This is a genomic window from Rhizobium acidisoli, from assembly GCF_002531755.2.
Classification (GTDB): domain Bacteria; phylum Pseudomonadota; class Alphaproteobacteria; order Rhizobiales; family Rhizobiaceae; genus Rhizobium; species Rhizobium acidisoli.
Genome location: NZ_CP034998.1, coordinates 4,379,110 through 4,401,651, shown reverse-complemented (window position 1 = coordinate 4,401,651; position 22,542 = coordinate 4,379,110). Strand labels below are relative to the sequence as shown.

Below are 22,542 nucleotides of genomic sequence, written 5' to 3'. Positions count from 1 at the left end.
AGGATTCAGACTTTACGCCGACCCGGCCTAAAATTATCCGGTTCTGGCCGCAATCATCTCTTTCAATATGGCGGCGAGACGGGCACCGCCGATGGGCGCCATGTCCTTGGTTTCTTCATGGCTGAGCTCATTGCCGGTCATACCCGCCCCATAGTTGGTGATAACGGAGGCGGCGGCAACCCTCAGACCCAGCATTCTTGCGATGATCACCTCCGGCACCGTCGACATGCCGACGGCATCGGCACCGAGGATGCGCGCCATGCGGATTTCGGCCGGCGTTTCGAAGCTCGGGCCGGAGAACCACATGTACACACCTTGCGCCAGCTCGATTTTGAGCTTTGCCGCTGCCTTCTGCATCGCCGTCGCGAGGCCGGCATCGTAAGCATTGGTCATGCCGACGAAACGGTGGTCGCTTTCCTCGCCGATCAGCGGGTTCATGCCGGAATAGTTGATGTGATCAGTGATTTGCATCACCGAACCGGGCGGCATGTCGTCGCGGAGCGATCCGGCCGAATTGGTCAGGATCAGCGCCTCGACGCCGAGCGACTTCAGCACCTCGATCGGCAGGCGCATGGCGTTGGCATCGCCCTTCTCGTAATAATGCACGCGGCCGGAGAGCATGACGACGGGCACGCCGCCGAGCCGGCCGGCAACGACCTCGCCGGCATGGCCGGAGACGGCGCTGACGGGAAAGCCCGGCAGGTCGCGATAGGGAATACGCACGGCGCCCTCCAGCTGACCAACGAGAGAGCCGAGGCCGGAGCCGAGCACGATGCCGTGGCGCGGCTTGATGGCGCCGAGCAATGCGGCAAGCAGATCGACCGTCGCCTTCATCCGAGTTCGGTCTCGAAGCTGAAGGGAAGGAGCTCTTCCATCGTCATGGTTTTCTGCACGCCCGCCTCATCGCAGAGATAGATCTTCGTGTCCTTGGAGGCGAATTCGGAGATCTTCTGGCGGCAACCGCCGCAGGGCGGGCAGAGCGGCAGCTTTTCGGCGATGACCGCCATTTCGACGATCTTCTTGGCGCCACCCATGATCATGGCACTGATCGCCGTCGGCTCGGCGCACCACCCTTGCGGAAAGGACAGGTTTTCGATGTTGGCGCCGGTATAGACCTTGCCGTCCTCGGCGCGAATCGCCGCGCCGACCGGAAATTTCGAATAGGGCGCATGGGCAAAAGCCATGGCGCCGCGAGCGGCTTCGAACAGGTCGTGAGACATATCAACGCTCCTTCGTATAGGGCACACCGCCGGCCTTCGGCGGAGTCGCAACGCCGATGAAGCCGGCAAGCAGGATGCAGGTGAGGATATAGGGCAGCGCCTGGAAGACCTGAACCGGCACTTCACCGATCAGCGGCACCTGCTTTCCCTGCATGAAATTGGCCAGTGCATCGAGGAAGCCGAAGAGCAGGCAGGCGAACATGACCGGCACCGGCTTCCACTTGGCGAAGACGAGAGCGGCGAGCGCGATATAGCCCTTGCCGGCCGACATGTCCTTGATGAAGGCGGCGGACTGGGCGATCGCGAGATAAGTGCCGGCAAAGCCGCAGAGGATGCCGGCGCACATGACGGCGCGGTAGCGCAGCCAGGCTACCGAGATGCCCGCCGTATCGACCGCACCCGGGTTTTCGCCGACGGCGCGCAGGCGCAGGCCGAAACGCGTGCGATAAAGCACCCACCAGGAAAACGGCACGGCAAGAAAGGCAAGGTAAGTCAGGATATTGTTGCCCGATATGACGTTGGCATAGAGCGGGCCGAGGATCGGTATGCCGCGGGCGGCATCGGCGCCGGGCAGGATGATCGGCGCGAAGCGCGCCTCCGCCGACAGCTGCGGCGTGCGCCCGCCCTGGCCGAACCATGCCTGGCCGAGCACGATGGTGATGCCGGCGATGAAGAAGTTGATCGCCACGCCCGAGACGATCTGGTTGCCACGGTTGGTGATCGAGGCGAAGCCATGCACCAGGCTGAGCGCCACCGAGCAGACGATGCCGGCACCGAGCCCGAGCCAGGCCGAACCGGTGAGATAGGCGATGCAGGCGGCAGCAAAGGCCGAGCCCAGCATCTTGCCCTCGAGGCCGATATCGAAGATGCCGGCGCGTTCCGAAAACAGGCCGGCAAGGGCCGTGAAAATCAGCGGGATCGACAGGCGAATGGTCGAGCTCAGAACGCTGATGAAGATGTCGTAATAATCCATCGTCCGCTCCTCAGGCTCGCTTGAACTGTTGATAGAGATGGACCATCGCCGGCCGGAACATATATTCCAGCGCGCCGGCGAACAGGATCACCAGACCCTGGATGACCAAGATCATCTCGCGGGTGATGTTCGGCATTTCGAAGGAGATCCAGTCGCCGCCCTGATAAAGGATGCCGAAGAGGATCGCAGCGAAGATGATGCCGAGCGGATGATTGCGGCCCATCAGCGACACAGCGATGCCGACGAAGCCGGCGCCGCCGACGAACTCCACCTGCAGGCGGGCGGAAGAGCCCATGACGGGATTCAAAGCCATCATGCCGGCAAGCGCGCCGGAAAGCAGCATGGCGATGATGACAATCCGCGCATAGGGAATACCGGCATACTCGGCAGCCGTCGAACTCACACCCAGCGTGCGCATCTCGAAACCGAGCTTGGTACGCCAGATGAGGATCCAGACAAACCAAGCGGCAAGAAGGGCGATGATGAAGGAGACGTTGAACGGCGCAGCACCCAATTTGCTGCCGAAGATACTCATGACCCAGCCAAGCTTGGGAAGCTGCCCGCCGTCGAGGAAGGTGCGGGTTTCCGGCGCCATCTTGCCGGGCACGATCAGCACATGCACCAGCAGATACACCATCAGGGCGGCGGCGATATAGTTGAACATGATCGTCGTGATGACGATATGGCTGCCGCGCTTGGCCTGCAGGAAAGCGGGGATGAAGGCCCAGGCGGCACCAAAGAGGCCGGCGCCGACGACGGCGATCGGCATCGTCACATACCACGGCACGTAGCGATCGAGCGCGAGCGCCACCAGCGCGCAGCCCAGCCCACCGACATAGGCCTGGCCTTCCGAGCCGATGTTGAACAGACCGGCATGGATGGCGACAGCCACGGAAAGACCGGTGAAGATGAAGCTCGTCGCATAATAGAGCGTGAAGCCGATGCCTTCGCCGCTACCGAACGCACCTTCGATCAGCAGCGACAGCGCACCGAGCGGGCTCTCGCCGATCAGCCAGACGACGAAGCCGGAGATCAGGAAAGCGACGATGAGGTTCAGAAGCGGGATCAGGCCGTAGTTGATCCAGTTTGGCAGCGGAACGGAAGCAGTGCTCATAAAGGCCTCACGCGGCAATGCCGGCCATCATCAGGCCGAGGGTCTGTTCACCGGCATCGGGCGTCTTCTCGCCGACCACATGGCCGGCAAACATGACAAGGATACGGTCTGAAAGGGAGCGGATTTCATCGAGCTCGACGGAGACGAGCAAGATCGCCTTGCCCGCATCGCGCATTTCGATGATCCGGCGGTGGATGAATTCGATGGCGCCGATATCGACGCCGCGGGTCGGCTGGCCGATGATCAGCATCTTCGGATCGCGCTCGATTTCGCGGGCAACGACGATCTTCTGCTGGTTGCCGCCTGAGAAATTCGCTGTCTTCAGCCGCGGGTTCGGCGGGCGGATATCGTATTTTTCGATCTTCTCCATCGCATCCCTGCGGATCGCCTCGAGATCGAGCAGCGGGCCTTTGCTGTAGCCCGGACGGCGGTGGTAACCGAGCACGGAATTTTCGTATTCCTCGAATTTCAAAACCAGACCCATATGGTGGCGGTCTTCGGGAATATGGGCGAGGCCGAGCTCGCGCAGGCGGGCGGGATCGGCCTTGTCGATCGTCTGGCCGTCGAGAAGGATTTCGCCGGAGGCGGGCTTGCGGATGCCGGCAATCGCCTCCAGCAATTCGGACTGGCCGTTGCCGGCAACGCCGGCAATACCGACGATCTCGCCGGCGCGCACGTCGAAGGAGACATTGTCGACCATGGTGACGCCGCGATTGTCCTTGACCGTCAGGTTGCGGACGGAGAGCACAGCCGCTCCCGGGTTCGCCTCGCCCTTCTGCACGCGCAGCAGCACGCGGCGGCCGACCATCAGCTCGGCAAGCTCTTCCACCGTCGTTTCAGCCGTCTTGCGGGTCGCGACCATCTCGCCGCGGCGCATCACCGAGACCGTGTCGGTGATCGCCATGATCTCGCGCAGCTTATGGGTGATGAGGATGATCGTCTTGCCCTGGTCGCGCAGCACCTTGAGAATGCGGAAGAGGTGGTCGGCTTCGGCCGGCGTCAGCACGCCCGTCGGCTCGTCGAGGATCAGGATCTCGGCGCCGCGATACATGGCTTTCAGGATTTCGACGCGCTGCTGCAGGCCGACCGGCAGCTCTTCGATCAGCGCGTCCGGATCGACCTCGAGGCCGTATTCCGTTTCCAGCCGCTTGAGTTCGGCGCGGGCCGATGCGACGCCTCTCGCCAGCAGCATGCCGCCTTCGGCGCCGAGCATGATATTCTCGAGCACCGTGAAATTATCGACCAGCATGAAATGCTGGTGCACCATGCCGATGCCGGTGGCGATCGCCGCCTGGCTGTCGCGGATGGTAACGGGATTGCCGTTGACGCGGATCTCGCCGCTGTCGGCATGGTAAAAACCGTAAATGATCGACATCAGCGTCGATTTTCCGGCGCCGTTTTCACCGATGATGCCGTGGATCGTCCCCTTGGCAACGGTGAGGTTGATGTCCTTGTTGGCATGGACGGCACCGAATTTCTTATCGATGCCGACAAGCTCGATAGCGGGCTTATCTGTCACTGCAGGCTCCAAATAAGAAAAGGGCGTATGGCGAAAATCCCCTCCGCCATACGCCCGATCTCAATCGTCGATTACATCCGGGCGCGGATCACTTCGGGCAAGCGTTGTCCGAGGTATAGTCGTGAACCTTGATGGTGCCTGCGATGATATCGGCCTTGGCCTTGTCGACGGCCGCCTGCATTTCCGGCGTGATCAGCGACTTGTTGTTGTCGTCGATTGCGGCGCCAACACCATCTTCCTTGACGCCGAGCGCCTGGACGCCGCCGGTGAACTTGTCGTTCTTGGTGTCGGTATAGGCGTTGTAGACGGCGAGGTCGACGCGCTTGACCATCGAGGTCAGGACGGAGCCCGGATGCAGATGGTTCTGGTTGGAGTCGACGCCGATCGACAGCTTCTTGTTGTCGGCAGCCGTCTGCAGAACGCCGAGACCGGTGGCGCCGGCTGCCGCGTAAATGACATCGGCGCCCTGATCGATCTGGTTCTTGGTGAGTTCGCCACCGCGAACCGGGTCGTTCCAGGCTGCACCCGTGGTGCCGGTCATGTTCTGGAAAACTTCGACATTGGCCTTGGCGGCGCGTGCGCCCTGCTCGTAGCCGCATTCGAATTTGCGGATCAGCGGAATGTCCATGCCGCCGACGAAGCCGACCTTGCCGGTCTTCGACGCCATGCCGGCGAGAACGCCGACGAGGTAGGAACCCTCTTCTTCCTTGTAGACCACGGAGCGGACGTTCGGCTTGTCGACGACGGCGTCAACGATGATGAACTTGGTATCGGGGAATTCGGCTGCGACCTTCTCGATGGCCGAGGTCCAGGCGAAGGAAACGGCAACCACCGGGTTGAAACCGCGGCTTGCGAAGTTGCGGATGGCCTGTTCACCCTGGGTGTCGCCGGTCGGCTCGAAGTCGCGATAGGCGATGCCGGTCTCGGCCTTGAACTTCTCGGCACCGTTGTAGGCCGCCTCATTGAAGGACTTATCGAACTTCCCGCCGGTGCCGTAAACCAGCGCCGGCTTGACATCGGCGGCCAGCGCCGTCGTCGACATGGCAGCCACGGCAAGGAGAGTGAGAAGGGATTTTTTCATTGTGCAGCCCTGTTGTTGCTATTCGTTAGGGGTCCTCCCGCAAGTCCTTTCCGGACATGTCTGCGGAACCACCGACCTCCCCCCGGAGGCCTGGCTGCGCGCATCCTTGCATGGCTCACAGAAAAATTCACCAGAAATTTTTCGGCTGGTAAAGATTTGCAGGGATTGCCGAAAATCCGTTCCCGAGGGCTGAATTTTAGACATCTCCGCCGCCGGGATGCCAAATTTCCAGCCAATCCACCGGCCATTCCGCGGCTACGGAAACATTGGCGCCCGACCGAGGTCCCGGCCGATCCGCGGGGGAAAAACGGCTTGCCTATGCGGTGAAGCGACCGGCCACCGGCGGCTTCTTATAGCCGATCATCCAGAGAAGCAGCGCGATCACCAGGAAAACGGCAAAGGCCGGCTGCAGCATGAGCCACTGGAAGATGAAGGCATAGAAACGCGGGTGGATATAATAGGAAAGCAAAGATTGCAGCGATGTGAGGGTTGCCGGGCTGACATCCTGCCAGGCATCGGAGATCGGCGTCACCACCACCGAGGAGGCCGCAACCGACTGGATCGAATCGATGGTCCCGGCAATAACGGCCGCCGCAAGCGCGACAAGGCTGGCCAGACGCAACAGGAAACGCATCAATTCCTCCGACGCTCGTTATGCCGGACAATCCCGGCCGGCCGCGCCATTCTCCACCTTGAGAATTACATAGTCGTCGATGGGGTGAAGCACAATGGACGGGCGGAGGCGAGTTTTATCTGAAGAAGTCAAAAAACTGTTAGATTTCGGTTGATCGACAAAAATTCATCGGTATATATCGCGCCGTTCCGACGATTTGCTCCTATCCAGGCGCGAACGCCCAAGAAGGACAGGTGGCCGAGTGGTTTAAGGCGCACGCCTGGAACGCGTGTGTACGTGAAAGCGTACCGTGGGTTCGAATCCCACCCTGTCCGCCATACCCCTTCTCTCTCAGGTCGGGCATGTGGAACTCTTGCGTCCTTAGCGGCGCCGCAAGCTTTCAAGAAGATCGATAGCGCGCGCCCGAAGAGGCGGCAACCATGAGAATAGCCTGGGCTTGCAGAGATCTGCGATTCTCATCGGACCATACCGAACCGGCTCAAATCTGATGGGTTCGGACGAAGCCCCTTCGCTCGCGAAGGATGAGCCGCGATCGGGCTCGGGGCCGCCAGATATTGCCGGCCAAAAAGAATCCCGGGTCATCACGGTTATGGATATCTAGCGGAATATTTCCGAGATTTCTGAGACCGCATCTCCTTGAGAGGAGTTCCGCGCGACCTCGGAAAACTGGAATTTGCGAGCCAAGACGACAGAGGCATAGCATATTCCAAGCGTGCCCAGGCTTTGAGAAATAACCAGGAGGGCCAAAGCGACGGGGCTTATTTTTCCACCTTGAAAGACTGCATCCGCTTCGTATGACATCGACGCCGCTATGGCCATCAAGAGAAACGAAACGACCGGGGGAAGAACAATCCCTGCAAACAGGCGCAAAAAGGTTGGAAGGAAGCCATGTTGGCCTCTAGCGAAAGCTTCTGCAAGTCCGCTCTTGGAACCCGCTATTCCGGTAGTCGGCCAGGTTCCGACGAGGGCGAGGAGCAACGGATAGATGATTGCGAACAGCCCACCGCATAACAGCAAAAATGCGCCCATCGAAAAGGAAGCGGCGCCGAATGCAAGAGGGCCGCCGATTGCGACAGCCATTACAACAAGCAGGATAAGGAAATTTTTCCAGATGTAGCCGCCAAACCCAACCATGCCCTGGCTGATCTGCACTCGCCCGGTTCCGTTCAATATAGTAGCCTAGACGCAATAGCCTACATATAGCGCAATAAAAAACTGAGTTGAACCGCCGTGGCTGCTCTCGTTATACTCAGAAAATACTACTATTGCGCAACTTAATACCACAAATACACAAACAAGAAATAGATTGCGCCTTACAAAGGAGATCGTTTCACCCAGCATTGTCACCCCTGCACCTGCCGCTCGCCGCTGAGTCGAAGATATCGTCATTAAAATATGATGCTGTCAAATGCGGGGCGTGTCGTGAGGCGTTGGGGACCCGCGTATGCCGAGGCTCGACAGCGCCTCGAACGATTCCTGATTTTTTACCATGCCGCTTCACCGCGTCTTTGCACGTTTGGGTTTATCTTCTGCCAAACAAAAAAAGGAGATTAAACAGGTGGAAGAACTTTCGGTAAAGTCGAAGATCATCAAATCAGTCTATTTCAGCCAGGACGACGGGCGGCTCAGGATTTGCTTCAAGAATGGCGAGGAGCGGCTGTTCGAAGGCGTTCCGTCCTCGGAAGCCCATGCGATGACAGTGGCGCCGTCTCCAGGCCATTATTACCTCGACCGGATCAGAACCCGGTTTCGGAGACTGGCTGCCTGACAAGCCGGGAATGCCGCCGTCTCCGTCCGGGATTGCGTGGGATCGGGACAGGTCCGGTGGATATTAACGGCCCTTTAACCCTCTCCATCATCTTGGTTGGATCGCGTCGGCCGGAAGGCGGCAACGTGTCGGCGCTGCCGGCTTCTTCAAGCTCGGCTAGCCGGGAGGCTCGGTGGCGGACCCCAGCCAGGAAGCCGAGCCTCCCCGTCACGCAATTCTTGCTGATCGCATGATCCCGGGCCGTTGCGATCGCCGTTACCCGTGAACTAGCGATTTGGGGCTAATCCTGTGAAAAACTCCAATTATCGTATCCGGACTCGACAACGCTTTATTAGCATGATTGCATAAATCTATCGGATTGGACCAAGGGGGTGACGATGTTCGAGACTCTACTTGAGATGCAGGAGCGTGGCGTCCGGGACCGTGCGCGTGGCCGCAGCCTGGCCGACAATCCGATGTCGAAACCGGATATCCTGCCGATCACCGATTTCCAGGAATGGTACTCGATGTTCGACGCCTGGCGCTTCGGCTGGTCGATCGAGGATGCGATGGCCGGGCATAACAATGTGCCGCGGGATGGCGGCGCCGTGTCGCTTGCCTACACCAGAACGGTCTGATCGATCCGGTCCTCGGCGCCGAAGAATTTCAGGTAGCGCTCGACCTCTGCCGGGTCGCCTGTGGCCTTCTGCGGATTGTCGGAGAGTTTTACCGCCGGGCGGCCGTCGGCGTCGCTGACCTTGCAGACGACCGAGATCGGATTGAGACCTGAGATCTCGGTCGGCGCGCAGCCGGAAAAATCATTCGTCAGGTTGGTGCCCCAGCCAAAGCTCATGCGCACGCGGCCTTCGAAATGCCGGTAGGTGTCGATGATGGCGTCGACATCGAGACCGTCGGAGAAGATCAACAGCTTCTGGCGCGGATCGCGGCCCATCTTCTTCCACCAGTCGATGATCTTTTCACCGCCTTCGATCGGCGGGGCGCTGTCGGGGCGGAAGCCGGTCCAGTCGGCGACCCATTCCGGCGCGTCGCGCAGGAAAGCGGCAGTGCCGAAAGCATCCGGCAGGACGATCAGAAGGTTGCCGCCATAAAGCTTGTTCCAGTCGCGCAGGATCTTGTAGGGCGCGTTGCGCAACTGCTCGTCGGTTTGCGCAAGGGCGGCAGCCACCATCGGCAGTTCGTGCGCATTGGTGCCGACGGCCTCGAGATCGGAATCCATCGCCAGCAAGACGTTGCTGGTGCCGGTAAAGGCCGGGCCGATGCCTTCCTTCAGCGCCTCGACGCACCAGCGCTGCCAGAGGAAACTGTGACGGCGGCGGGTGCCGAAATCGGAGATGCGCAAGCCCGGCAATTCCTTCAGCCGCTCGACCTTCGACCACATCTTCGCCTTGGCGCGGGCATAGAGCACATCGAGGGTGAAGGGACCGAGCGCTCTCATCGCCGAACGCGACCGCAGCTCGTTGACGATGGCGAGTGCGGGGATCTCCCACATGGTGGTTTCTTTCCAGGACCCGTGGAAATCCAGGACATACTGCCCGTCTTTCTTCGACAGCTCATATTCGGGGAGCTGGAAGTTGGAAAGCCAGGCAAGGAATTCCGGCTCGAAGATCTGCGCGCGGCCGTAAAAACTGTTACCCGCCAGCCAGATCATCTCTTTCTTGGAGAGTTTCAGTGTGCGGGCATGATCGAGCTGGTCGCGCAATTCGCCTTCGTCGATCTCATCGGCCAGCCGCACGCGCTTGGTGCGGTTGATGAGCGTGAAGGATGCGTTCACATCCGGATAGAGCTTCCAGATCATCTGCAGCATCAGGAGTTTATAGAAGTCGGTATCGATCAGGCTGCGGATGATCGGATCGAGTTTCCAGGCATGATTGTAGACGCGTCTTGCAATATCGGTCCTGGCCATAAAATCCCTGCCCCTGTCCACTCCGGTCAGGTGCTGCCAAATTCCCGGGTGTTTGCGAAGTTCCCGGCCGGCGCACGAACCGGCTCGTGCGCCTTGTTATCGAAAAATCGACAGACAAAGTCCAGACAAAACAACAAGCATCCCGCCGCGCATGGCGGCGGGATGCGAGGTGTCGTCCACCGACTGTTTATTGTGCCGGTGTCGCCGGCTGGGCCGGGGCTGCAGGCGCAACACCGGGGGCGCCCGGCGCCGTGTTCTCAGTCTCGGTCGGAACCGCAGTGCCGTTTTGCAGTGTTGGCGCAGGTGCCGTGTTAGGCTGCTGCGACTGCAACTGCTGGCCAGGCTGCTGCGGCGCCACCTCGGCTGCTTCGCGCTTGCCCCAAATCTCGACGGGGATCCAGACGACGAAAGCGAGCACCAGTGCGGCGAGTAGCACCAGCAGGATGCGATAACCCGCGCGGCCTTGCCTTGCCTTCACCGGCGGGATCTGTTCTTCCCGATGAAGCTTGCCGTCGGACTTTTCCCAGCGTGTTTCCGTCTGATGCGCCATCATCGTCTCCTTCCGCTGTCTTGACAGGCCGATCCGGCCCAAAGAACTTCCGCAGAGAAAACGGTCGGCTGTGTGGAAGGTTCCCGATGCCTAAAAGCGCGTCGCGATCGTTCAGATTCGCTCTTAGCGCTTCAGCCCTTTGTTTGTACGCATGTCGTTATCGCATACCCGCGGCACAGTTTTGCCTGACATGCTCTAATAGCCGACGGCGCGGTCGACCAGGAATTGCAGCGGCTCGCCGCGCTCGAAACGGGCGATTTGCGTCTCGACGTGACGGAACAGCGCGTTTTCTTCCGAAACCGCCGCGTCGTGCGGCGTGATGAAGACGTTTTCCAGTTCCCACAGCGGGTTGTCTGAACCAAGCGGCTCCGCCTCGAAGACATCGAGGGAAGCGCCGCCGAGGGTGCCGTCGCGGATTGAAGAAACGATATCGGCTTCGACCTGGCTTTTGCCGCGGCCGGCATTGATGAAGACTGGGCGCCCGAGCGCGCCGTTGCGACGCAGCTTCTTAAATAGCCCGCTATCATAAAAGCCTGTCGTCTCAGGGGTCAGCGGCAGGAGGCCGACCAGGATGTCGGTCTTCCCGAGGAAGCTATCCAAGGCGCCGGCATCGAAGGTTTCGACGCCGTCGATCTCCTTGCGGGTGCGCGACCAGCCGATAACGTTAAACCCCATGACCTTCAGCTTGGCGACCGCATCCAGCCCGAGAATGCCGAGGCCCATGACGCCGACCGTGACCTCCGCCGCCTCAGGCGCGATCAGCTTGGCCCATTGGCGCTGCCGCTGGTGGCTGTCATGGGCGTACTGCCCGCGCAGATGCATCAGGCATTGCATGACCACCCATTCGCTCATGCGGGTCGTCAGGCTGCGGTCGACGAAACGGACGATCGGGATCTCGGGCAGGCCGTTCATGCCGATGATGTGGTCGACGCCGGCGCCGCCCGAGAAGATCACCTTGAGCTTCGGCGCCCGAGCGAAAAGGTCGGCATCAGGCTTCCAGAGCAGCGCATATTCTGCTTCGCTGAGATCACGCCCCCGATCGGCAGGGTTTGCGAGATTGATGCTGCCGCGATCGGAAAAGGCCGTCTCCAGCGCGCGGGCAACGCCTTCGGGATTGAACTTGATATCGACGAGAACGGGAGGAAGTGTCGGCATGATGATCTTTACTGCTGCACGGCGGATGTCGGCACCGCCTCGATGTTGAAGGCGGCCGCCATCAGCGCCCTGGTGTATTCGTCCTTCGGCGCGCGGAAGATTTGCGATGACGGGCCCTGCTCGACCACCTTGCCGAAACGCATGACGATGACGTCGTTGGCAAGCGCCTTCACCACCTTCAGGTCGTGGCTGATGAAGAGATAGGCGAGGTCATGCTTCTTCTGCAGATCGCGCAGGAGATCGACCACCTGGGCCTGCACGCTCATGTCGAGCGCGGAGGTCGGCTCGTCGAGCATGACGAAGCGCGGTTTCAGCACCATAGCGCGGGCAATCGCGATGCGCTGGCGCTGGCCACCGGAAAATTCGTGCGGGTAACGCCAGCGGGTCAGGGGATCGAGTCCGACTTCCTCCAGCGCCCAGCAGACGCGCTGGTCGCGCTCTTCCGCTGTCAACGAGCGCTCATGCACCTTCAGCCCTTCGGCGACGATATCGCCGACCGACATGCGGGGGCTGAGCGACCCGTAAGGATCCTGGAAGACCACCTGCAGCTGGTTGCGCAACGGCCGCATCTCGCTGAACGAATAGCCGGCTATATCCTTGCCGACAAAGGCGATCCGCCCTTGCGAGGAAATCAGCCGGGTGAGCGCCAGGCCGAGCGTGGTCTTGCCGGAACCGGACTCGCCAACGACACCGAGCGTCTGCCCGGCCCGCAGCGAAAGATCGATGCCGTCGACCGCTTTCACGTGATCGACGACGCGGCGCATCAGCCCTGCCTTGATCGGGAACCAGACGCGAATGTCGGAGCCTTCCATCACCATCGGCTTGGCGGGGTCGGCGAGCGGCGGCTCGCCGCGCGGTTCGGAGGCAAGCAGATGGCGGGTATAGTCGTGCTTCGGATTGGCGAAGACCTCCTCGACCGTTCCGGTTTCGACGATCTTGCCCTTGGTCATGACGCAGACGCGATCGGCGAATTTGCGCACGATGCCGAGATCATGGGTGATGAACAGCATCGACATGCCGTGTTCGCCCTTCAGCTGCCGCAACAGCTCGAGGATCTGCGCCTGAACGGTAACGTCAAGCGCCGTGGTCGGCTCGTCGGCGATCAGCAGTTCCGGCCGGTTGGCGAGCGCCATGGCGATCATGACGCGCTGGCGCTGGCCGCCTGACAGTTCGTGCGGATAGGCCTTCAATCGCTTCTCCGGCTCGCGGATGCCGACCTGGTTCAACAATTCCAGTATACGCTGGCGCGCTGGCTGGCCGGTCAGCCCCTGGTGCAGTGCCAGGATCTCGGCAATCTGCTTCTCGATCGTATGAAGCGGATTGAGCGAGGTCATCGGCTCCTGGAAAATCATGGTGATGTCGTTGCCGCGCACCTCGCGCAACGCACGTTCCGATGCCTTCAAGAGATCCTTGCCCTTGAACACGATCTCGCCGGAGGGATGGCTGGCCGAGGGATAAGGCAGAAGCCGCAGGATCGAGTTGGCCGAGACGGACTTGCCGGAGCCGGATTCGCCGACCAGCGCCACGACTTCACCCTTGGCGATATCGAAGGAGATGCGATCGACGGCAAGCGAGGTCTGGCCGCCCTGATGAAAGGCAACCGAGAGATCGCGGACGGAAAGGAGCGGTTCTGTCATGTCACTCATTGAAACGTCTTCCTCGGATCGAAGGCATCGCGCACGGCTTCGCCGATGAAGATCAGCAGGGACAGCATGATCGACATGGCAAAGAAAGCCGTCAGCCCGAGCCACGGCGCCTGCAGGTTGCTTTTGCCCTGGGCGATCATTTCGCCGAGCGAAGGGGAGCCAGGCGGCATGCCGAAGCCGAGGAAATCCAGCGACGTCAGCGTCGTGATCGATCCGGAGAGGATGAAGGGCAGGAAGGTCAGCGTCGCCACCATGGCGTTCGGCAGCATGTGGCGCCACATGATGGTGCGGTTGTTGACACCGAGCGCGCGGGCGGCGCGGACATATTCGAAATTGCGGGCGCGCAGGAATTCGGCGCGCACGATGCCGACGAAGCCGACCCAGGAAAAGAGCAGCATGATGCCGAGCAGCACGAAGAAGCCGGGCGGCAGAATGGCGGCGATGATGAGCAGGATGTAAAGCACCGGCATCGACGACCAGATCTCGATGAAGCGCTGCAGCAGGAGATCGGTCCAGCCGCCGAAATAGCCCTGCACGGCGCCTGCCGTCACGCCGATGATCGCCGAGCAGATGGTCAGAGCCAGGCCGAAGAGCACCGATATGCGGAAACCGTAAATGACGCGCGCCAGCACGTCGCGGGCCTGGTCGTCGGTGCCGAGCCAGTTGAGATTGCCGAGCGTGCAGGCAGGATCGTTCACCCCTTCAGGATAACCGGAGCACCGCTCCTCCTTGCTCATCAGCCAGAAGGGGGCGGTCGGCGCCGAATGCGGAATGTTCGAGTTGACCGAGCGGTAGGAATAGCGGATCGGCGGCCAGACCATCCAGCCATTGGCATTGATCTCGTCTGCGATCACCGAAGATCGGTAGTCGGTCTCGGCGAGAAAGCCGCCGAACTTCTCCTCTGGATAGTCGACCAGAACCGGAAACAGGATCTCGCCCTTGTAGGAGGCGATGATCGGCCGGTCGTTGGCGAGGAATTCGGCAAACAGACTGAGGATGAACAGCAGCAGGAACAGCCACAGCGACCAGTAACCGCGGCCGTTCGCCCGGAAATTCTGCCAGCGGCGAATGTTGGTCGGTGACAGCAGGCCCTTGCGCGGCCGCTTGACGGGTGTTGCGACAGCAGGATTTGCGGCGGCGTCCATCAGACATCCCTCCGCTCGAAATCGATGCGCGGATCGATCCAGGTATAGATCAGGTCGGAAACCAGGCTGACGACGAGGCCGAGCAGCGAGAAGATATAGAGCGTGGCGAAGACGATCGGGTAATCCCGGTTGACGACCGAGAGATAGCCGAGACGGCCGAGACCATCCAGCGAGAAGATGTTTTCGATCAACAGCGAGCCGGTGAAGAAGGCGGAGATGAAGGCGCCGGGAAAACCGGCGATGATGATCAGCATGGCGTTGCGGAACACATGGCCGTAAAGCACCTGCCGCTCATTCAGGCCTTTGGCGCGGGCGGTAACCACATACTGCTTCTTGATCTCCTCGATGAAGGAGTTCTTCGTCAGCAGCGTCGTCGTGGCGAAGGCGGCCAGCGACAGCGAGATCAGCGGCAGGGTGAGGTGCCAGAAATAATCGAGCGGCTTCTGCCACCAGGCCAGTTGGTCGAAATTGTCGGAGACCAGACCGCGCAGCGGAAACCAGTCATAGAAGGAGCCGCCGGCGAAAAGCACGATCAGCAGAATGCCGAAGAGGAAGCTCGGCACGGCGTAACCAACGACGATGACGCCCGACGTCCAGACGTCGAAGGTCGATCCATCCTTGATCGCCTTGCGGATGCCGAGCGGGATGGAGATGGCATAGGAGAAGATCAGGATCCAGATGCCGAGCGAGATCGACACCGGCAGCTTCTCCTTGATGAGATTGAGCACGGAGGTATTGCGGAAGAAGCTCTCGCCGAAATCGAAGCGGATGTAATTCCACATCATCTCGCCGAAACGCGTCAGCGGCGGCTTGTCGAAGCCGAACTGCTTTTCGAGCTTGGCGATCAGCTCCGGATCGAGCCCCTGGGCGCCGCGATATTTGGAGCCTTCGTCGCTGCCGCCGCCGCCGAGAAGGTCGCCGCCGCCGGACAGGCGCTGGTCGGCACTATCGGCCTGACCGGTCAATTGCGCGATCACCTGCTCGACCGGGCCGCCGGGGGCGAACTGAATGACGATGAATGAAATCGCCATGATGCCGACAATGGTCGGGATCATCAAAAGCAGGCGACGAATGACATAAGCGCCCATCAGCTTTCAGCCTCCGGAAATTTCATTCTTGTCTGCCCGCCGTCCAGTCCAATGCCGCTCAATCCGCCAGCCTTCCCTTGCCGGCCCTGCCGGCGTGTCGTGATTCGTTCGTGCCATTTGGAGCCCACGGCCCCTGCATTGCAAGCCCGCTCATTTTGCCGAGGCGGACCACCAGGCTTCCGGGAAACCCAGTCCATAGGTCGGGAAGTCGGTGGGATGCGTAATCGTGTTCCAATAGGCGAGGTTATAGGTATCGCGATAGAACAGCGGGATGACGTAGTGGTTTGCCAGCAATACGCGATCCATTGCCTTGATCGCTGCGACCTGTTCCGCACGATTGGGTGCGAAGATGATCATGTGGATGAGCTCATCGACCGCCGGATTGGCGATGCCCGCATAATTGTGGGAGCCCTGCTGGTCGACCGAACCCGACCCCCAATAATCTGCTTGCTCGTTGCCCGGGTTCATCGTCTCCGCCCAGACATTCCAGATCATGTCGTAATCGAAACTGCGTTCGCGGTTGACGGCTTGCGAGGCGTCGACTGTGCGCACCCGCGCATCGATGCCGATTTTCTTGAGATTGTTGGCATAGGGCACCGCCCAGCGCTCCAATACGGGGCTGGACAACAGGATCTCGAAACTCATCGGCTGACCGGTCTTGCCATTGACCATGCGATTGTTCTTGATCTCCCATCCGGCTTCTTTGAGCAATGCAATCGCCTTGCGGAGGTTGTCGCGGCTTTTCTGCGGATCGCCCCCAACCGGATTGGTGTAGGGCGTCGTGAAGACCTCAGGCGGCACCTTGTCCTTCATGGCCTGCAGTATTTCCAGTTCACGCCCCTGCGGCAGGCCGGAGGAGGCGAGTTCGGTGTTCCAGAAGTAGCTGTCGATGCGCTTGTAGCTGTTGAAGGCAACGGTCCGGTTCAGCTCCTCGAAATCGAGGCCGTAATTCAGCGCCTCACGGACCCGTTCATCCTTGAAAAGGTCACGCCGCATATTGGGCACGAGCGCTTGCAGGATGCCGGTGGAGCGCAGCGGATTTGCAACCTCTTCTTTCTTGACGCGTCCTTCCTTCACTGCGGGAAAATCATAACCCGTCGCCCAGCGGGACGCCGTAGTCTCCTGCCAGTAGTCACTATTGCCGGCGCGAAAGGCTTCGAATTCGACATCGCGATCGCCGAAATAGGTGTAAATGACGTTGCGGAAATTGTTCTGGCCGACATTCACATTGAGATCCTTGCCCCAATAATCGTCGCGCAGTTCATAACGGATCGTCGCGCCGGACGAAAAGGATGCGATCTTATAAGGCCCCGATCCCATCACAGGCTCGAGCGTCGTCTTTGAGATGTCGCGCGGCTTGCCGTCCGGCCCCTGCCCCTCCCACCAATGTTTCGGCACGATCACCAACTGGCCGAGAATATTCGGGAGCTCGCGATTGTTCTTTTCGTCGAAGGTGAAAGTGACGTCGCGATCGCCCGTCTTTTCGGCCTTCACCACGTGCCGGTAATAGTTCGCGGTGGCAGCGTTTAATTCCTTCGTCTTATCCAGACTGAAGATGACGTCGTCGGGCGTTATCGGCTGGCCATCCGCCCATGTCGCTTCCTTGCGCAGGCGAAAGGTCGCGCTTGAGACGTCATCCGGATAGGACAGCCCCTCGGCAAGCAGACCATAGGAGACAAGGAGCTCGTCATCGGTCGGCTTCATCAACGTGTCGTAGACGAGCGAGAGCCCTGCCGCTATCTGGCCTTTGGCAAGGATAGGATTGAAGGTGTCGAAAGCGCCGCTTGCAGAAAGGCGCAGGTCTCCGCCTTTTGGGGCATTGGGATTGACGTAGTCGAAATGCGCAAAGCCCGGCTTGTACTTCATCTCACTGATGACGGAACTGCCGATCTGAAACGGCTGGTCCTGACCCGTTGCGGTCATGGGCGCCAAGACACCCGCAAGCGATACAAACAAACCGATCTTCGACCACAAAGCCGCCATTCACGCTTTCCCCTCATTATTGGTGGGTTCGACAATACGAAAAATACAGGCGAAAAACAGGTGAGAGTTTGGTTTTTGCCGGACTCGCGAAAATTTGAGCCGTTGGCGTCGCGACCCTCGCAACTTGCGGTGCAACGCTGCGGCGATCCGTCACCGTTGCCTGCTATCCCCGCCAGCCAAAACATCGATTCACCAAAATCACTTTTCACGATAGATTCGAACGCAAATCACTTCTCAAGGAAACAGCATGGCTTTCGGCTTCGCTCAGGCTTTCAGGACATTCGGCAAACTGACGCTTGCCGGCGCAATCGGCGCGAGCCTTGCCGCCGGCGATGTCGGCGCCGAGCAAAAGACGCCGAGCCCCGGCAGCGCCAAGGGCCAGTTCGGCGCCGTCGGCCTGCCGACGCAGGGACCGGCGCAGCCGATCGGGTTTTACGCCAAGGGCTGCATGACGGGTGCGGTGGCGCTGCCGGCCGACGGGCCGACCTGGGAGGCGATGCGGCTTTCGCGCAATCGACGCTGGGGCAATCCGGCGATGATTTCGCTGCTCGAACGCCTTTCACAGGATGGGGTCAAATATGCCGGCTGGCCGGGCCTTCTCGTCGGCGACATAGCGCAGCCGCGCGGCGGGCCGATGTTCAACGGTCATGCCTCGCACCAGATCGGCCTCGATGCCGACGTTTGGTTCACGCCGATGCCGGCGCGCCGCATGACGGCCAAGGAGCGCGAGGACCTGCCCTTCACCACCATGCTGCAGAAGGACAAGTTCCTGACCGTCGACCCCAATGTGTGGACGCAATCGCGGGCGCGGCTGCTGATGCTGGCGGCAAGCTATCCCGAGGTGGAGCGCATCTTCGTCAACCCGGCGATCAAGAAGAAGATGTGCGACACCTGGACGGGCGACCGCACCAACCTCGGCAAGCTTCGGCCGGAATACGGCCATGACTCGCATTTCCACATCCGCATCAAATGCCCGGCCGGTGCGGCCGGATGCACGCCGCAGGCGCCTGTTGCCGCCGGCGACGGCTGCGACAAGTCGCTCGCCTGGTGGTTCACGCCGGCCCCCTGGGCGCCGCCGAAACCGCCGAAGCCCGGTGCCAAGCCGCCGAAGCCGCCGCGCGAGATGATGGTGTCCGACCTGCCGAAAGCCTGCGCCGCCGTGCTCGATGCCGCCTCCGTCACCTCGATGCAGGCCGCCACCTATGGCGGGCCCTCCGCCGCAAGCGCGCTGACTGCCGCTCCGGCAGCAGAGCCGGCCGCCGATCCCGATGAGGCACTGCCGGATGTCGGCCCGGTTCCGAACGACAAGCCGTCGATCCAATGAGAACGGCCGAGGCGGAGGAACAGTGGGCTGTCTTTCAAATCGCAAACTCTTGGTATAGAAGCGGTCAAATCGATTGAATTGCTTGGGCGGAGATAGGATTCATGGCCGGCGGCAAATGCCTTGCATTGATTGCGCATGACCAGAAGAAAGACGACATGGCGGCGTTCGCCCGCGCCCACAGCGACATTCTCTCCCGCTGGAAGATCGTCGCCACCGGCACGACCGGCGGGCGCGTGCTCGACGCCGCCCCGGATCTCGACGTCACAAGATTGAAAAGCGGACCACTTGGCGGCGACCAGCAGATCGGCGCGCTGATTTCGACCGGCGAGGTCGGAGCCCTGATCTTCTTCGTCGACCCGTTGACGCCGATGCCGCACGATGTCGACGTCAAGGCGCTGATGCGGCTCGCCATCGTTTACGATATTCCGATGGCGCTCAATCACGCGACCGCTATAAAACTTCTTCCCACACTCGAAGCCTGATCAGCACGGAACCGGCCATGCCAAAACCGAACCACAGCACCGCTCCGCTGCCTTTCCCGATCCTGATCGGCGATATCGGCGGCACGAATGCCCGCTTCTCCATCCTGACCGACGCCTATGCCGAGCCGAAGCAGTTTCCGAACGTGCGCACGGCGGATTTCGCCACGATCGACGAGGCGATCCAGCAAGGGGTGCTCGACAAGACCGCCGTGCAGCCGCGTTCGGCGATCCTTGCCGTCGCCGGCCCGATCAACGACGACGAGATCCCGCTGACCAATTGCGACTGGGTGGTGCGGCCAAAGACGATGATCGAAGGCCTCGGCATGGAGGACGTGCTGGTCGTCAACGATTTCGAGGCGCAGGCGCTCGCAGTCGCCGCTCTTTCGGATGCGAACCGCGAACGCATCGGCGAGGCCACCGGCGACATGATCGCGTCGCGCGTCGTGCTTGGACCCGGCACCGGGCTCGGCGTCGGCGGGCTGGTGCATGCCCAGCACAGCTGGATCCCGGTTCCCGGCGAAGGCGGCCATGTCGATCTCGGACCGCGCAGCAAACGCGACTATCAAATCTTCCCGCATATCGAGACGATCGAAGGGCGCGTGTCGGCCGAGCAGATCCTTTGCGGGCGCGGCCTCGTCAACCTCTACCATGCCATCTGCGTGGTCGACGGCATCCAGCCGACCATGAAGGATCCCGCCGACATCACCTCGCACGCGCTTGCCGGCAGCGACAAGGCGGCGGTCGAGACCGTCTCGCTGTTTGCCACCTATCTCGGCCGGGTGGCGGGCGACATGGCGATGGTGTTCATGGCGCGCGGCGGCGTTTATCTCTCAGGCGGCATCTCGCAGAAGATCCTGCCGGCGCTGAGGAGGCCGGAATTCCGCTTGGCCTTCGAGGACAAGGCGCCGCATACAGCACTGCTTCGCACCATCCCGACCTATGTGGTGACGCATCCGCTGGCAGCGCTTGCCGGGCTTTCCTCATATGCCCGCATGCCGGCGAATTTCGGCGTCTCGACGGAAGGCCGCCGCTGGCGGCGCTGAGCCCGGCGCGCGCGCCATCCGGGCGGGCGGCGCTCTAGCCAAACCAATCCCAACTCTTTATAGAGCCGGCAAAAGTACGCGTCGCACCCTGCGCCGCGTTTGGCGCGAGACAGGAAACCCGATATTTGGAAGCGGCGGAAAGCAGAACGCAGAGCGTCAGCAGCGATACCGTAACCGGCATCCTCAAGCGCATCATCGCTGAAAACGGCCGCGACCATCTCTGGGGCTATGTCTTTGCGATTGCCTGCCTGATCGTCGTGGCGCTTTCGACGGCGTTTACTGCCTGGATCATGCGGGCGATCATCGATGAGGCCTTCGCCAACAGGCGCGCCGACGTCGTCTGGATCATCTGTCTTTCGATCTTCATCGCCTTCGTGCTGCGCGGCTTTGCGAGCTACGGCCAGGCGGTGGCGCTGTCCAAGGTCGGCAACGACATCGTCGCGCGTTACCAGCGCCGGCTCTATTCGCATCTGATGACGCTGTCGGTCGGCTTCTTCAGCGAGGCGCGCTCAGCCCATATCGCCGCGCAGGTGAGCCAGAACGTCAGCGGCATCCGCGACGTGCTCAACCTGACGATCACCTCGACGGTGCGCGACCTGCTGACCTTCGTGTCGCTGCTCGCCGTGATGATCCTCCAGGATCCGTTGCTCAGCCTTGCGGTGTTCATCATGGCCCCGCCGCTGCTTTATGCGCTGCGCTATGTTTCCAAGCGGCTGCGCTCGGCGACCCGCGAGGCGGTGCATTTGAACAGCCACGTTCTCGGCGCCATGCAGGAGACGATCCAGGGCATCGCCATCGTGAAGGCCTTCACGATGGAAGACGAACTGGAGCGCAAGGTCACCAAGCTTATCAAGGGTGCCGAAAACAGGGCGAACCGGATTGCCCGGCTTTCCGAACGCACCTCTCCGCTGACCGAAAGTTTCGCGGGTTTTGCCGTTGCCAGCGTGCTGGCCTATGCCGCCTACCGCTCGATCTACTACAATGTGCCGCCGGGCGCCTTCTTCTCCTTCGTCACGGCGCTGCTGCTTGCCTATGACCCCGCCCGCCGGCTTGCCCGCCTGCAGGTGCAGATGGAGCGCGCCGTCGTCAATGCGCGGATGATCTACGAATTGCTCGACATGGAGCCGCGCCAGCGCGACCTGCCGGATGCCCAGCCGCTGACGGTGACGCAAGCCCGGATCGAATTCCGCAATGTGTCCTTCGGCTACGGCAGTGAGAGCGTGCTGAGCGGTGTGAGCTTCATCGCCGAGGGCGGCGCGACCACGGCGCTGGTCGGTCCTTCGGGGGCCGGCAAATCCACGGTCATCAACCTCATTCCGCGCTTTTACGATCCGCGCGAGGGCGAGATCCTGATCGACGGACAGGACATCGCCCACATCACCAAGAAATCGCTGCGCCATCAGCTCGCCTATGTCTCGCAGCAGCCCTACCTGTTCGAGGGCACGATCCGCGACAATATCCGCTATGGCCGGCCGGAAGCGAGCGATGCCGACGTGGAAGAAGCGGCCCGGCTTGCCTATGCACATGACTTCATCTCAGCGCAGCCGCAGGGTTACGACACGCCGGTCGGCGAAAACGGCGTGACGCTTTCGGGCGGTCAGCGCCAGCGGCTGTCGATTGCGCGCGCGCTGGTGCGCAATGCGCCGATCCTGCTGCTCGACGAGGCGACGTCTGCGCTCGATACCGAATCCGAAGCGGCCGTGCAGAAGGCGCTCGACGAGGCAATGACCGGGCGCACCGTCGTCGTCATCGCTCACCGGCTTTCGACCGTGGTTCGCGCCGACAAGATCGTCGTCATGCAGCAAGGCCGCGTCGTCGAGGAAGGCAATCACGAGACGCTTGCGAAGGTCAGCGACGGTCTTTACGCTCGCCTCAACAATCTGCAGAGGCCTTCGGCCTCCGATTCAAACTGAC

At 61.1% G+C, this 22,542-nt stretch carries 21 protein-coding genes and 1 tRNA gene; 7 read left to right on the top strand and 15 right to left on the bottom strand.

The features are described 5' to 3' along the window. Positions 1 to 33 precede the first annotated feature (33 nt). The 7 genes from CO657_RS21390 to CO657_RS21360 all read right to left on the bottom strand — a co-directional run bounded on the left by CO657_RS21390 (position 34) and on the right by CO657_RS21360 (position 6,541). Positions 34 to 834: a purine-nucleoside phosphorylase gene (locus tag CO657_RS21390; protein ID WP_003589239.1), complete on the bottom strand. Its 801-nt coding sequence runs from the start codon at positions 832 to 834 to the stop codon at positions 34 to 36. Then, complete coding sequence (locus CO657_RS21385; RefSeq protein ID WP_003589240.1) at positions 831 to 1,220, bottom strand: cytidine deaminase; 390 nt, start codon at positions 1,218 to 1,220, stop codon at positions 831 to 833. Before CO657_RS21385 ends, CO657_RS21390 begins: the two co-directional genes overlap by 4 nt. Before the next feature lies 1 nt (position 1,221). Beyond that, positions 1,222 to 2,193 (bottom strand): ABC transporter permease, encoded by a 972-nt coding sequence (locus CO657_RS21380; RefSeq protein ID WP_003589241.1) that lies wholly within the window; start codon positions 2,191 to 2,193, stop codon positions 1,222 to 1,224. A gap of 10 nt (positions 2,194 to 2,203) precedes the next feature. Continuing rightward, complete coding sequence (locus tag CO657_RS21375) at positions 2,204 to 3,307, bottom strand: ABC transporter permease (RefSeq protein ID WP_003589242.1); 1,104 nt, start codon at positions 3,305 to 3,307, stop codon at positions 2,204 to 2,206. Between the two features lie 7 nt (positions 3,308 to 3,314). Beyond that, positions 3,315 to 4,826 (bottom strand): ABC transporter ATP-binding protein, encoded by a 1,512-nt coding sequence (locus CO657_RS21370; protein ID WP_003589244.1) that lies wholly within the window; start codon positions 4,824 to 4,826, stop codon positions 3,315 to 3,317. A gap of 88 nt (positions 4,827 to 4,914) precedes the next feature. Beyond that, complete coding sequence (locus tag CO657_RS21365) at positions 4,915 to 5,907, bottom strand: BMP family lipoprotein (RefSeq protein WP_003589245.1); 993 nt, start codon at positions 5,905 to 5,907, stop codon at positions 4,915 to 4,917. Positions 5,908 to 6,223: 316 nt separating this feature from the next. Continuing rightward, on the bottom strand, positions 6,224 to 6,541 hold the full coding sequence (locus CO657_RS21360; RefSeq protein ID WP_054182156.1) for a hypothetical protein: 318 nt from the start codon (positions 6,539 to 6,541) through the stop codon (positions 6,224 to 6,226). A gap of 227 nt (positions 6,542 to 6,768) precedes the next feature. On the opposite strand from CO657_RS21360, the gene CO657_RS21355 reads away from it, so the two are divergent. Continuing rightward, positions 6,769 to 6,858, top strand: a tRNA-Ser gene (locus CO657_RS21355). 280 nt (positions 6,859 to 7,138) lie between these two features. Here CO657_RS21355 and CO657_RS21350 read toward each other — a convergent pair. Continuing rightward, positions 7,139 to 7,693 carry a hypothetical protein gene (locus tag CO657_RS21350; protein WP_245292945.1) on the bottom strand — a complete coding sequence of 185 codons (555 nt, stop codon included), beginning with the start codon at positions 7,691 to 7,693 and terminating at the stop codon, positions 7,139 to 7,141. Positions 7,694 to 8,099: 406 nt separating this feature from the next. On the opposite strand from CO657_RS21350, the gene CO657_RS21345 reads away from it, so the two are divergent. Beyond that, positions 8,100 to 8,309: a KTSC domain-containing protein gene (locus CO657_RS21345; protein ID WP_003589248.1), complete on the top strand. Its 210-nt coding sequence runs from the start codon at positions 8,100 to 8,102 to the stop codon at positions 8,307 to 8,309. A gap of 377 nt (positions 8,310 to 8,686) precedes the next feature. Continuing rightward, entirely contained in the window at positions 8,687 to 8,926 is a 240-nt protein-coding gene (locus CO657_RS21340; RefSeq protein ID WP_054182157.1) for a CrpP-related protein, read from the top strand. Here the strand turns inward: CO657_RS21340 and pncB are convergent. From pncB to CO657_RS21305, 7 genes are all read right to left on the bottom strand, one after another. After that, a complete protein-coding gene (gene pncB / locus CO657_RS21335) occupies positions 8,908 to 10,212 on the bottom strand; it encodes a nicotinate phosphoribosyltransferase (RefSeq protein WP_054182158.1) in 1,305 nt (434 codons plus the stop codon). The two genes, CO657_RS21340 and pncB, sit on opposite strands and share 19 nt — an antisense overlap. Positions 10,213 to 10,399: 187 nt before the next feature. Then, complete coding sequence (locus CO657_RS21330; protein WP_197283870.1) at positions 10,400 to 10,765, bottom strand: hypothetical protein; 366 nt, start codon at positions 10,763 to 10,765, stop codon at positions 10,400 to 10,402. A 192-nt stretch (positions 10,766 to 10,957) separates the two neighbouring features. Continuing rightward, entirely contained in the window at positions 10,958 to 11,917 is a 960-nt protein-coding gene (locus CO657_RS21325) for a 2-hydroxyacid dehydrogenase (RefSeq protein WP_003589254.1), read from the bottom strand. Positions 11,918 to 11,925: 8 nt separating this feature from the next. Beyond that, positions 11,926 to 13,563 carry an ABC transporter ATP-binding protein gene (locus tag CO657_RS21320; RefSeq protein ID WP_054182159.1) on the bottom strand — a complete coding sequence of 546 codons (1,638 nt, stop codon included), beginning with the start codon at positions 13,561 to 13,563 and terminating at the stop codon, positions 11,926 to 11,928. Then, a complete protein-coding gene (locus CO657_RS21315; protein ID WP_054182160.1) occupies positions 13,560 to 14,708 on the bottom strand; it encodes an ABC transporter permease in 1,149 nt (382 codons plus the stop codon). The genes CO657_RS21320 and CO657_RS21315 overlap by 4 nt, the downstream gene beginning before the upstream one ends. Continuing rightward, positions 14,708 to 15,796 carry a microcin C ABC transporter permease YejB gene (locus tag CO657_RS21310; RefSeq protein ID WP_003589260.1) on the bottom strand — a complete coding sequence of 363 codons (1,089 nt, stop codon included), beginning with the start codon at positions 15,794 to 15,796 and terminating at the stop codon, positions 14,708 to 14,710. Before CO657_RS21310 ends, CO657_RS21315 begins: the two co-directional genes overlap by 1 nt. A gap of 150 nt (positions 15,797 to 15,946) precedes the next feature. Continuing rightward, positions 15,947 to 17,779 carry an extracellular solute-binding protein gene (locus tag CO657_RS21305; protein ID WP_054182161.1) on the bottom strand — a complete coding sequence of 611 codons (1,833 nt, stop codon included), beginning with the start codon at positions 17,777 to 17,779 and terminating at the stop codon, positions 15,947 to 15,949. A 247-nt stretch (positions 17,780 to 18,026) separates the two neighbouring features. On the opposite strand from CO657_RS21305, the gene mepA reads away from it, so the two are divergent. The 4 genes from mepA to CO657_RS21285 all read left to right on the top strand — a co-directional run bounded on the left by mepA (position 18,027) and on the right by CO657_RS21285 (position 22,541). Beyond that, positions 18,027 to 19,103, top strand: a complete 1,077-nt coding sequence (gene mepA, locus CO657_RS21300; RefSeq protein ID WP_054182162.1) for a penicillin-insensitive murein endopeptidase — start codon at positions 18,027 to 18,029, stop codon at positions 19,101 to 19,103. 101 nt (positions 19,104 to 19,204) lie between these two features. Further along, positions 19,205 to 19,585, top strand: coding sequence for a methylglyoxal synthase (locus CO657_RS21295; RefSeq protein WP_003589264.1), 381 nt, complete (start codon positions 19,205 to 19,207; stop codon positions 19,583 to 19,585). 17 nt (positions 19,586 to 19,602) lie between these two features. Further along, complete coding sequence (locus CO657_RS21290; RefSeq protein ID WP_054182163.1) at positions 19,603 to 20,628, top strand: glucokinase; 1,026 nt, start codon at positions 19,603 to 19,605, stop codon at positions 20,626 to 20,628. Between the two features lie 125 nt (positions 20,629 to 20,753). Beyond that, positions 20,754 to 22,541, top strand: a complete 1,788-nt coding sequence (locus CO657_RS21285; protein ID WP_003589266.1) for an ABC transporter ATP-binding protein — start codon at positions 20,754 to 20,756, stop codon at positions 22,539 to 22,541. Position 22,542 lies beyond the last annotated feature (1 nt).

What these genes read in the sequence shown, in the direction of transcription:
- CO657_RS21385 (WP_003589240.1), bottom strand. Translation starts at nt 1,220, where the DNA reads ATGTCTCACGACCTGTTCGAAGCCGCTCGCGGCGCCATGGCTTTTGCC.
- CO657_RS21340 (WP_054182157.1), top strand. Translation starts at nt 8,687, where the DNA reads ATGTTCGAGACTCTACTTGAGATGCAGGAGCGTGGCGTCCGGGACCGT.
- CO657_RS21375 (WP_003589242.1), bottom strand. Translation starts at nt 3,307, where the DNA reads ATGAGCACTGCTTCCGTTCCGCTGCCAAACTGGATCAACTACGGCCTG.
- pncB (WP_054182158.1), bottom strand. Translation starts at nt 10,212, where the DNA reads ATGGCCAGGACCGATATTGCAAGACGCGTCTACAATCATGCCTGGAAA.
- CO657_RS21290 (WP_054182163.1), top strand. Translation starts at nt 19,603, where the DNA reads ATGCCAAAACCGAACCACAGCACCGCTCCGCTGCCTTTCCCGATCCTG.
- CO657_RS21295 (WP_003589264.1), top strand. Translation starts at nt 19,205, where the DNA reads ATGGCCGGCGGCAAATGCCTTGCATTGATTGCGCATGACCAGAAGAAA.
- CO657_RS21320 (WP_054182159.1), bottom strand. Translation starts at nt 13,563, where the DNA reads ATGAGTGACATGACAGAACCGCTCCTTTCCGTCCGCGATCTCTCGGTT.
- CO657_RS21380 (WP_003589241.1), bottom strand. Translation starts at nt 2,193, where the DNA reads ATGGATTATTACGACATCTTCATCAGCGTTCTGAGCTCGACCATTCGC.
- CO657_RS21305 (WP_054182161.1), bottom strand. Translation starts at nt 17,779, where the DNA reads ATGGCGGCTTTGTGGTCGAAGATCGGTTTGTTTGTATCGCTTGCGGGT.
- CO657_RS21390 (WP_003589239.1), bottom strand. Translation starts at nt 834, where the DNA reads ATGAAGGCGACGGTCGATCTGCTTGCCGCATTGCTCGGCGCCATCAAG.
- mepA (WP_054182162.1), top strand. Translation starts at nt 18,027, where the DNA reads ATGGCTTTCGGCTTCGCTCAGGCTTTCAGGACATTCGGCAAACTGACG.
- CO657_RS21325 (WP_003589254.1), bottom strand. Translation starts at nt 11,917, where the DNA reads ATGCCGACACTTCCTCCCGTTCTCGTCGATATCAAGTTCAATCCCGAA.
- CO657_RS21330 (WP_197283870.1), bottom strand. Translation starts at nt 10,765, where the DNA reads ATGATGGCGCATCAGACGGAAACACGCTGGGAAAAGTCCGACGGCAAG.
- CO657_RS21310 (WP_003589260.1), bottom strand. Translation starts at nt 15,796, where the DNA reads ATGGGCGCTTATGTCATTCGTCGCCTGCTTTTGATGATCCCGACCATT.
- CO657_RS21315 (WP_054182160.1), bottom strand. Translation starts at nt 14,708, where the DNA reads ATGGACGCCGCCGCAAATCCTGCTGTCGCAACACCCGTCAAGCGGCCG.
- CO657_RS21360 (WP_054182156.1), bottom strand. Translation starts at nt 6,541, where the DNA reads ATGCGTTTCCTGTTGCGTCTGGCCAGCCTTGTCGCGCTTGCGGCGGCC.
- CO657_RS21365 (WP_003589245.1), bottom strand. Translation starts at nt 5,907, where the DNA reads ATGAAAAAATCCCTTCTCACTCTCCTTGCCGTGGCTGCCATGTCGACG.